This is a genomic window from Desulfosporosinus sp. BICA1-9, assembly GCF_000802135.1.
Map to the genome: position 1 here is coordinate 1 of NZ_JUEE01000211.1, position 10,313 is coordinate 10,313.

A 10,313-nucleotide genomic window follows, 5' to 3' on the forward strand; every position below is an offset into this window, starting at 1 on the left:
TCCAACAGATCTGGAAGGCTGTTAAAGATATCACCAAATCACGGGCCAAGGCATCCCAATCCACGTTGGAGATTGCCCGAAAGGCCGGTTGGGATGATAGTATCATGGACATTGGCACCAGAGTGACCACGGCTATTGCGGCCTTGGAAAACGCAGGCTATCTGAAAAGAGGTCAGAATAGCCCGAGGCTCTAAGCGAACAGTATTTTGGCCAAAAATGCAGAAGAGGCCGTTCAGAAGATTTACAGTTCCAGTCGTTTTAGTGATAAGCAAAAGGAACAGGCCACGAGGATCATTAAGAAACTGATCTCCAGTAAAAGCAAAGGACGCTCCGGTGATGAAGTCGCGGAAGCAAGGATCGATTATATCTCCGATCATTTGGGCATTGTGAAAGAGGACGTCATCCAGATTGTCAGTCCTTTCTGCATAAATATTTTTCGGGCAGCCGTCAGGACGAAATCAAACGAAACATTACACCATCAAAGTTCAAACAGCTGTTTGGCGAATTATCACCGACACAACTAAAAATCATCAATGATAAGGAATCGAAAACCATTGTCGTCGCCGCCGGAGGATCTCCATGAGACACTCCGCATCTGTCGGATGATTTCTGGGCCGGCAACGGTTTCTGCGTGCTAAGTGAAGAAAATTCTTTAGAAGGCTTTAGTACCGCTATGGTAGAATATAAGGAAACAAGACTTTTCGGAGGTGAACAGTGTGATCATAGGTTTTGGCTTTGGAAATCCACTTCAGAGTATTATCATGCTGCTATTCACTTCACTCATCAGTTACGCTATTTATCGAAGCTTACGAAATGTAGGGCGTGGGAAGCAGAATCCTTTACTTGAAAGAGAGCAACGCAAACAGGATTATTATGCCCAGAGACAACGGGCACGAGAATACGCTCGCCAGTTTGACTTGACTGATGAAGAGATTGAACGGCGCTTAGACGAAGAAGATAGGATCTAACTTTCGTCAAAAGGCAGCAGTGGTATTAGAGGAAATTATTGATAGTAACCAACTCGGGGGACTTCGACCCTGAAGGCTTATCCATGGCAGAACGGCTTTTACTGCGCTACCCCGGGCAAGCAAAAGCTTGGCATTACACCCCCGAAGATTATCAGCTTTCGCGCTCGGATCAGCCCCTAAGTCCTCAGCGCTTGAAACAACTCGACAGAGTCTCCTCTCCTGAACTCGCTCCTCTCAAAGAAAAACTTCTTAAAACCGCTCTAGCGGGTTATCAAGAAGGGATTCTAAGTGACTTGTGGTGTGATGTGAAACAGTCAATGCAGGAAAGAATTCGATAGGCTTGAGTCAAATGCTGAGGAGCTAATCTAGCATGGGGACTTGCGAGGTAACAATGACACTTGGAATCCTAATTGGTTGAGAGAATTTGTATTATGCTTCATTATCTTGTCTGCGTTGATCTTAAGGGTGCGACGTCCTGTCGCACTCTGGCTTCGGGGGGCCTCATCCTTCCGGTAATACGGTATTACCGTAACTTTGTAAAGATGCATGTGGTTGGGAAATATCAGTAGAACTAAAACCGTTGAGTTTGCATGACTCAGAGCAAAAACCAAGTGAAATTAAGTAAAAATGTGGTATAATTAGTATAATACAGTATAGAAAAGAGTGATACTTCTAATGCAGAGGTTACTGGAACGATTGTGGGAAGAAAAAGAGATGAAGCTAAAGGGTGGTCTGTACCATCAGACTCAGGTCAAACTCGCTTTCAATTCGAACCGGATCGAAGGCAGCCTCCTGTCCGAGGATCAGACCCGATACATTTATGAGACAAACACAGTCAATATGGAACCGGATGAAGTGGCAAATGTTGACGATATCATTGAAACAGTAAATCATTTTTCCTGCTTTGATTATATGCTTACCCATGCGGACGAGGAACTGACAGAGGATATGATTAAGGAATTCCACCGGCTTCTAAAAAGAAATACTTCCGATGAACGCAAAGAGTGGTTTCGTGTCGGAGAATACAAAGCCAGACCGAACGTAGTCGGTGATATGAAAACAACTGCTCCCTCAAAGGTGGCCGGAGAAATTCAAAAACTGCTTGCCGATTACCATCAAAAAAAGGATATTAAAGTTGAAGATATCGTGGACTTCCATTTCAGGTTCGAAAGCATCCATCCTTTTCAGGACGGCAACGGCCGAGTAGGGCGTATCATTATGTTTAAAGAATGCCTTAAAAATGATATCCTCCCTTTTATCATTGACCATGAACATAAGCTGTTTTACTACCGCGGTCTGAAGGAATACAAATCTGAAAAGGGATTTCTCAGGGATACTTGCCTATCATCACAGGACCAATACGAAGTGATGGTTTCGTACTTTTTTCCAGACCTAAGCAATCCGGTTCTAAAATAAATCAGTCCCAGTTCCCTTCTTTCGGTATAGTGAATAAGTCAATGTGCAAAATAGCCTTCTAAATATTAACTTATTTTCTTGGCACATTCGCAAGCAATTATATTTTCCTTTTACTCTTGGGCCAGATAATTCACACGATGCCAAGTTAGCAAAAGCAACGCTTAGTTCCATGATGTCGCAGTGACGGGGTTACTCACAACACCGAAAGAGTTGTCAGTAACCCCGTCACTGCGACAACCTAAAGATTACAACTTGTTGCCGTAAAGCCCCTAGTTTTAACTATGGGGATATAAGGCAATTCTAAAGCCAAGGATTTTCGGCCCACCGTGGTTTACGAGATCTTAGACGAGGCCCTGCTTTCTTTGTCGGATGATGAACTACGTCCTCTTTCGGATACCATTGAAAATATGGACCAGATTAAAAGCCAATTAGTTCACCTTCACCTCCAGAAGGATGTATCAGGATTATTCCATCAATGAAGAGCTGTTTCATTGGCAGTCGCAAAGCCGTACGACAGTGGAATCCCTGACAGGGCAGAGGTATCAATTTAAAGGATGAAGAGTGAAGATGAATAAGAGAGTTTATGGAAATATTTCATTTAAAGTGAATTGGCAAGGTGAAATTGTAGCTATTCAACCCAGAACCAGAGTCTGGAGGTATCTTATGGTAAACGTTTGTGGGAAACAAAATGTTATAAATGTATTTGGGCCAATATGGCTAATGTTGAAATTCAATGGGATTTTGAGAAGAACATAAAAAAATATCGATTTGAAACCCTTTTGTTATGGACCTAAGGCATGCAAATTTTATAAAATGGGTAGGCCACGGTCAGTTCCCTATAAAAATAGAGGGTCGGCTATTGATGACGGGTGTCTGGATGAGCTTTTTACCGAAGGTAGAGATGAAGACGAATAAGGACCCTTCGTGTGTGCCTCCTGAATTATTGCGCGAAGCATTCGTTCTGATGGCTTGGAGCTGAGCGATTAAAACTGTTATTAAAAGGAGAAGAAAAAATGTTTGAGATTTCCTTAACTTATCCAACCCCTTTATTGCAGGACTTTCTGAGGTTCATGGATTGCCTGAAAGAGGAGGATACGGTATTATCAGCCAAAAACCAGTACATGCCTAGGGAACAATTATGGGGGTTGAATCAACTCATGAGCTTTAAGACGGAAAATGCTAACCCTAAGCTTGATCAAGGCTCATATCCCCTGTTACATATGTTTTATCATTTAGCGTTGGCAGGCAATCTGGCAGTTATGATGCCAGGAAAGGGAGTTAAATTTCATTTGAAGGTAACCGATCGCTACGAAGAATACTTGAAATTGACGATGTGCGAGCAGTACTTCTTTCTTCTGGAAACACTTTGGATCGATGCAGATTGGGAAGCTCTGCAAAAAGCGACATATGGACGTATCCCAAATGTAAGGCTCATTTCCTCTGTTTGGCAAGAGCTAGCTCGTGTCACAGCTGGAAAGACTTTAAATGTCAAGGATTCTAAGTCTTCTTGGCACAGCTGGTTATGGGATTGGGGATATTTTCTGTGGTACTTTACGTATTTTGGTTTTTGGCAGTTTACTCAAGATGAAGAGGCTCTGAAAGAATCGCGGCGTAAGATAGAGGCTTCAACCCTGACACCGACGGAATTTGGAGTAAGTTTAGCACCAATTTTGTTCAAATATCGGGACTATCTGGACTGGAATCAAGTGAACCTTCGGAAGGGTGTTTTGACTTCTCAAGATATCCTTGACGGGCTGGAGAATATGATCCGGAGTATGGGTAAGATACCGCAGGGTTTTGCTGAACTGGCCAGAGCACGGCAAGAAAGTTTGGCTGAACCCTTTTATAAAAAATTTGTCTCTTTGTTTGTACCTGGCGAATTAATGCATACCCTTCCCCGCGATCAGAAGGATTTTGTTGAAGGAACCTATTTATTAAAAGTCTCTTTAAGTCGGGGGAAATGGCGAAAAATTGAACTGACGGCTAAGCATAATCTTCATCAATTGCATTTAGCTATTCAAGAAGCTTTTGAATTTGATGATGATCACTTGTATAGCTTTTTTATGGATAATAAGAAATGGTCACATGATCGTTATGAATCACCCCTTGATGAAGGGCCACACGCTGATGAAGTCACAATGGGGGAATTGGGCTTATACCCTGGCAAAACCTTTCTTTACCTCTTCGATTATGGTGATGAATGGGAGTTTAAGGTTGAAGTAGAGGAAATAAGCTCGGAAAAGCCATTACCTCTCACACCTAAGATTGTTGGTAAACGGGGTGAGGCGCCTGATCAGTACGGATATGGGTATTAGCCCCGGAAACGTGAGCGCCTACCAGACTTGATAATTGATCATAATCCGGTTTTTGCTGCTCTGTAAAATGAACTGGCCAAGCTTCACCAAACCTATTGTTCCGGAGGTTATTATCAATCAGAAGGATGCAACCTTTGGCATGGTTCGGACTGAAGTGCGCAGCAGAGTTGGTAATTTCCACTTGGGACATGTTTTTGATGACGGTCCAGCAGACAAAGGAGGAAAAAGGTACTGCATTAACAGTGCTTCGATACGATTTATTCCCCCGGGCACCCTTATCACCAACTGGTTTCCCACCAAGAAAGGGCTTGCCTTAGGCTGGGCAACTATGGGTATGCCCTTGGCTACGGCAGTATTTGTTCCGCTGATCGCCTTCTTATTTGGTACTCTGGGAATTGCCTTGACTGTCACCAAAAGCTTTACCGGCGCTTACATTGCTTTCGTATTCGTGGATATCATCGCAATTGTCATAATAAAATTCATTAACCCGGCTTGTAAAGGGAAAATATCATAGCAAACACAATCCTAGAAATAAATCTCAAACAAAAAAACAATTGGCGGATAATCCGACGGTTGTTTTTTTGTTGTACCCTAAACCCGATTATATCGAAAACAAGGAGCTACCTTATTGGGTATCTTGTAATAAATCATGATTTTTACTAAGAACATTATCAACAAATTGTTGAGCCAATCCTAAATAGTTCTCTGGTTTAAGTAATTCATCAATTTCATCCTCTGTAAATCTGCCTGATATTACTTCGCTGCTTAGCAATACATCTTTGAAAGGTACACTCTTTTCGGTTGCCTGCATTGCCAGCTTATGAACGAGTTCATGAGCATTCTCTCTTCCGATCTCTTCTCCCAATTTCATCATAACTGCTTCGGAATAAACAAGCCCTTGTAACAAACTCATATTTCTTTCGAAAGATTTCTCATTTACTACTAAGTTGTCAACAAGCCTTATAGTCTTATCAAGTGCTGCCGCTGCCATACAGCACATCCTGCCTATATAGTCATATTCCAAAGATAAGCTGCGGGGATCACGCTCATGCTCGTTTTCAAGGGTTTCATAAGCTTCAAAAACAACTGTACGCAGCAATCTGGACAAGGATACTATCTGCAAAGCTTCAAAGGGATTTCTTTTATGAGGCATTGTACTACTTCCGACCGAACCTGCCGCAATATGGTCCTCCAGCTCTGAAAACTCCTGCTTTTGGAGGGTATAGACCTCATTTCCAATCTTGCCCATCGTAGATGCCATTATTCCCACGACTGATGCAAATTCAACAAGATTGTCTCTGGAGGTATTCCATGTGATCACAGGTTCCTGAAGTCCTAATTCCTGGAACATAAGCTGTCTTACATTGATGCCCTGTTTGCCGATTGAAGCCAGTGTCCCCACCGCACCCGAAAACTGACCGACGAATAATCTATCTTTGCATTCTGTTATGCGTAAAATATGCCGCTGTGTTTCTGCTGTCCAAACTGCAAACTTAAACCCAAGGGTAATAGGTAGTGCGTGCTGACCATTAGTACGTCCCATCATGATCAGATCTCTGTGTTGTTTAGACATTTTTACAAGGCTTCTATTTAATTCTAACAGCTTTTCAAAAATCTCATTGTATGCTTCTTTAACCTGAAGAATCATAGCTGTATCCATGATATCCTGAGTGGTTGCCCCCCAGTGAACATACTGTCCGGCATTTCCACAATTCTTCGTAAAAGCCTTTAAAAGCGGTATAAATGGATGACTGGTAACTGCATACTGCCTTTCCAGCTCTGCTAAATCGATGATTTCATACTTGGCTTTTTCAGTGATTATTTCAGCTGCTTCAACGGGAATCATACCAATTTTTGCTTGGGCACGTGCTAGAACCGCCTCTACATCCAATAATTTCTGGATTGAATTTTTTTCACTAAATATATTTCCCATAGTCTCACTTGTAAAGCCTTTTTTGTATAACATATTGTCTAAAACGCTTGTTGCCAAATTATCACCGCCAATTATTTATAGAACAGATCATACAAATCGAAATTATTCCAACAACTATTATAGTTGTAATCCTTTCGCTCAATTAATTTCCGAACTAGTTATCCGGAAATAGACTTCGGTATTATATCGGTAACAATAAAACTACCCTACACCTTTTTTCAGGGATCTAATAGTCTCATCTTAGTAAAGATAATAAACACCACCATGAGCGGTATGGGGAGTAGATCTGACAAAAACTCTGAACTCCCCATACCAGTCTATGATGAATGAAGCACCATAACTCATTCACTTTGAAAACCCGTAAATTACTTACTTGAAAAACGGCCACACGACTGGAAGAATAACTAGGCTAACAAGCAAAGCAATAATAATCAAGGGTGCTCCAACCTTGACCCAATCAGTAAACTTGTATTTTCCCGGGATCATCACCATCGTATTAGCAGGAGTTCCGATCGGTGTAGCAAACGCACACGAACATCCTATGGCTATTGCCATTACTACTGAACTGGGGTCTGCTCCTATTCCGCGCGCAATTGCGATTCCAATGGGATACAACATCCCCGCAGTAGCAGTATTTGACATAAACTGAGTTAACAGTGCAGACAGCAGAAATAGAGCAGCGGTAAGAACATAGCCACTTGGCGATTTCCCCATCAAAGCAACGGCACCATTAGCAATCACTTTACTCGCTCCTGACTTGACTAAGGCATCAGCTAGAGTAAGCATGCCGACAATGAAGAAAACCGTTGACCAGTCAATACTTCGATAAATCTGTTTTTCATTTAATACTCCAGCAATACCCAGAACAACAACACACACAATACCGATTAATGGAGCAGATATCTTCGTTTGTGGTTCGAAAATTATCCCGAGGATATATATGATAAAGACTACAACAGCAATGATTTGTTTATTTTTACTTCCCCTATTCTCTTGATTTTTCACTGTTTTTTCTGGGCTATGAATGACAGCCTCTTCCTTATATCTTTCCGGAAGATAAAAGCACAATAACCACCGCAAGGATAAGCAATGTAATAGTTGCTGGGGTCATAGAAACACCTCCATTTTCGTGTACATATGTTCGCTAGCGACACAATTGGGTACCCTCTAGAGTAATTTAATCATATCTTAATATTCCGGCAATTAAAAATATTCAAGAACTATAGTCTTATAGTTTTAATCTATTTTCATTTAGGCCATAGACTTAAGGCAAGTAGCAAAAATACAATTACTACTTGCCTCGCTAATATCCACTTCAACGGTCGGTACTGTGGGTTCTATTCTGCTTTTTTCATAAACTCTATAAATTCCCGAGCTGCTTTGGATAAATATTTGTCGTTCTTCCATATTATTCCTGTTTTAAAGTTGATGGCGTCAGTCAATGGCCTAGTGACAAAACAAGGGTTGTCTTTTAATATGGCAACAGCATCATCCAGTATAAAAGAAATGCCTGACCCGTTGGCCACTAAGTTAAATAATGTAGCAATCTGTGAAGGTGTGCATAATACGTCAGGTTTAAATTGATGCCTGTTGCACTCCTCCATAACCTTGCTATATATATAGGTGCCTTCATAATACATGATAAACCGCTCATTGATTAACAGCTCAAATGGAACTCTTGCATATTGCTTTAACGGATGGTCTGATGGCAACAACAGTAGCAGTTCCCCCTCTGAGACAGGAAGTAGTTCAAACATAGGCATTGGCTTATACATGACAATAAATCCAAGCTCGATCTTTTCATCCAATAGTTGCTGAATTATTTCATGTGTTCCCATTTCATGTACCATCAGCTTTACAGTTGGATATTTACCAGCATAATCCGAGTATATAAGCGGAAACATCCAAGAACCAAGTGAAGGGGGTATACCTAACCTAAGAATTCTCTTTAAATCTGGACGCAAATCATTCATCACTTTAAAAGTATCCTGTATTTCCCCAAGAATTCTGTTAGCTTTTTGGAGAAAAATCTCCCCTTCCAAAGTAAGGGATATCTTTTTTCGACTGCGTTCAAACAAAGGTATGCCAAGCTCTTCCTCCAGTTTGCGGATAGCAACTGTTATTGAAGGCTGAGCAACACAAAGCTCACTGGCTGCTTTGGTAAAGCTTCTTAATCTACTTACCGCTTCAAAGTATTCTAACTGCCGCAATTCCATAGTTACACCTCCCTTACATGGTCAAACAGAACAAGTGGATCCACAAGGTTTCCCACACGTCATCATGGATAGACTCTACGCATGCGGACCCGTCATAAAAACCTGCCGTGACATATCTTTCACTCAAACTGGCAAAACTGTAACCATAGAAGGGAGCATAACGATAAACGAATTCAATACACTGACCGATCCCGGTTTTATATTCAAATACATCTCCATCTCTTGTTTTATCTAAGTAATAGGTATAAGTTCAGCCGGCTTTTGGTAATGCTCTCGGTAAAGAAACACGCGCGGTTTACAGTCTATCTTTATAGACCTCCTTTGTCAACACGTTATTTTGATGGCTTAATAGGCCTGTGGTGCCTGACACTAACTTATCGTACCAGAGTTTAACACTCTGGTTTTTGTTTTACATGACGGCCAACATATCAAGCGCGTTTGGCAAGACCGCCCTAGAAGCGAAAGGTGGACTGAAGAGTTAAAACAGCACGCACGGGATCGGGAAATTCAAAGAAGGAGGGAAAGCAAATGAGAGCAGTAAGAGCAGTAAGAGCAGTTACTATGATTCCTGCAACAGTCTCCCAATTTTCCCCACTTCGAGTTAGTGCAACAACCAAGAAACGAGTTGCCGCTTATGCCCGAGTTTCGACGGATTCCGAAGAACAGCAATCAAGCTATGAAGCCCAGGTTAATTATTACACACGCTTTATCCAGGAAAAGAAGACTGGGAGTTTATCAATGTTTATACGGATGAAGGTATATCAGCCACCAACACCAAGAGGCGGAACGGCTTTAAACGGATGATTGCCGATGCTTTAAATGGCAGAATCGATATGATTATCACGATGTCGGTATCACGATTTGCTCATCCGGCAATAATTGAACCGGATGTATTCTGACCGACTCCACTGCTTTAGACGCCGAAGCTGAAGAACTGCAGAGCGAGGTTATGGTTGTCACTGAGTTGATAGAGATGGTTGAAAAAATGGACAATAAACGTTTGACTGTACTTTTGAGCGACCTGCAGGATTTAGTACGCGAAGCCAAACTCTAAGAAGTTTTTTTACACGATTATGTGTATATACATATAATGCATTATTAAAATTGTTTTATATAAAGGGGATTACTGGTTCTAAATGCACCTCAGCAGAATTCCATATAATTTCCATCAAACCGGCTTCTACCAATAAAACGCACCTAGCCCTAGGTGCGTTTTATTGCTTTTTGCAGTTACTTGTTTTCTATGGATTGAAAGATGCAACTTATTAATGGTTCAATACTTTTATTAACCGCCGGCTACAGGTTTGGGGGAATTAAAAAGATTCTAAAAAGGGAAGTACCCTGCTGTCTCGACCAAACAGCGGGGTACTTCCCTATATTAAAAAGCCTGACGACTGAGGTTGTCACACTCTTAAGCCTGACCACATATCCTATGAGTGAAATTAGCCCCAAGGAGTGTGGATAT

11 protein-coding genes and 1 pseudogene are annotated in these 10,313 nt (G+C 41.5%); 9 read left to right on the forward strand and 3 right to left on the reverse strand.

Annotated elements, in window-relative coordinates:
- The 7 genes from JL57_RS26225 to JL57_RS36690 all read left to right on the forward strand — a co-directional run.
- Positions 1-194: hypothetical protein (locus JL57_RS26225; RefSeq protein ID WP_034144849.1), on the forward strand; the 194-nt coding region annotated here is incomplete at its 5' end.
- Between the two features lie 12 nt (positions 195-206).
- On the forward strand, positions 207-524 hold the full coding sequence (locus JL57_RS26230) for a hypothetical protein (protein WP_034144850.1): 318 nt from the start codon (positions 207-209) through the stop codon (positions 522-524).
- Positions 525-716: 192 nt separating this feature from the next.
- Entirely contained in the window at positions 717-968 is a 252-nt protein-coding gene (locus JL57_RS26235; RefSeq protein ID WP_034144851.1) for a hypothetical protein, read from the forward strand.
- Between the two features lie 38 nt (positions 969-1,006).
- A complete protein-coding gene (locus JL57_RS26240) occupies positions 1,007-1,306 on the forward strand; it encodes a DUF2399 domain-containing protein (RefSeq protein WP_034144852.1) in 300 nt (99 codons plus the stop codon).
- A gap of 337 nt (positions 1,307-1,643) precedes the next feature.
- The gene (locus JL57_RS26245; protein WP_034144853.1) at positions 1,644-2,384 is read left to right on the forward strand and encodes a Fic family protein; all 741 of its coding nucleotides are present in this window, start codon (positions 1,644-1,646) and stop codon (positions 2,382-2,384) included.
- Positions 2,385-3,397: 1,013 nt separating this feature from the next.
- The gene (locus JL57_RS26260; RefSeq protein WP_034144856.1) at positions 3,398-4,699 is read left to right on the forward strand and encodes a plasmid pRiA4b ORF-3 family protein; all 1,302 of its coding nucleotides are present in this window, start codon (positions 3,398-3,400) and stop codon (positions 4,697-4,699) included.
- A gap of 67 nt (positions 4,700-4,766) precedes the next feature.
- Positions 4,767-5,213, forward strand: coding sequence for a peptide-methionine (R)-S-oxide reductase (locus JL57_RS36690; RefSeq protein WP_366557109.1), 447 nt, complete (start codon positions 4,767-4,769; stop codon positions 5,211-5,213).
- 111 nt (positions 5,214-5,324) lie between these two features.
- Here the strand turns inward: JL57_RS36690 and purB are convergent, their stop codons facing one another.
- The 3 genes from purB to JL57_RS26280 form a co-directional block, all read right to left on the reverse strand.
- Complete coding sequence (gene purB, locus JL57_RS26270) at positions 5,325-6,689, reverse strand: adenylosuccinate lyase (protein WP_034144857.1); 1,365 nt, start codon at positions 6,687-6,689, stop codon at positions 5,325-5,327.
- 312 nt (positions 6,690-7,001) lie between these two features.
- Positions 7,002-7,712, reverse strand: a complete 711-nt coding sequence (locus JL57_RS26275; RefSeq protein ID WP_291300594.1) for an SLC13 family permease — start codon at positions 7,710-7,712, stop codon at positions 7,002-7,004.
- A 257-nt stretch (positions 7,713-7,969) separates the two neighbouring features.
- Entirely contained in the window at positions 7,970-8,848 is an 879-nt protein-coding gene (locus tag JL57_RS26280) for a LysR family transcriptional regulator (protein WP_034144858.1), read from the reverse strand.
- Positions 8,849-9,376: 528 nt separating this feature from the next.
- On the opposite strand from JL57_RS26280, the pseudogene JL57_RS26285 reads away from it, so the two are divergent.
- Together JL57_RS26285 and JL57_RS35605 are read left to right on the forward strand one after the other, a co-directional pair.
- A pseudogene (locus JL57_RS26285) lies at positions 9,377-9,714 on the forward strand (recombinase family protein); the annotation flags it as partial.
- Between the two features lie 389 nt (positions 9,715-10,103).
- Positions 10,104-10,313 (forward strand): hypothetical protein (locus JL57_RS35605; protein WP_291300595.1); only part of this gene is annotated, 210 nt, incomplete at its 3' end.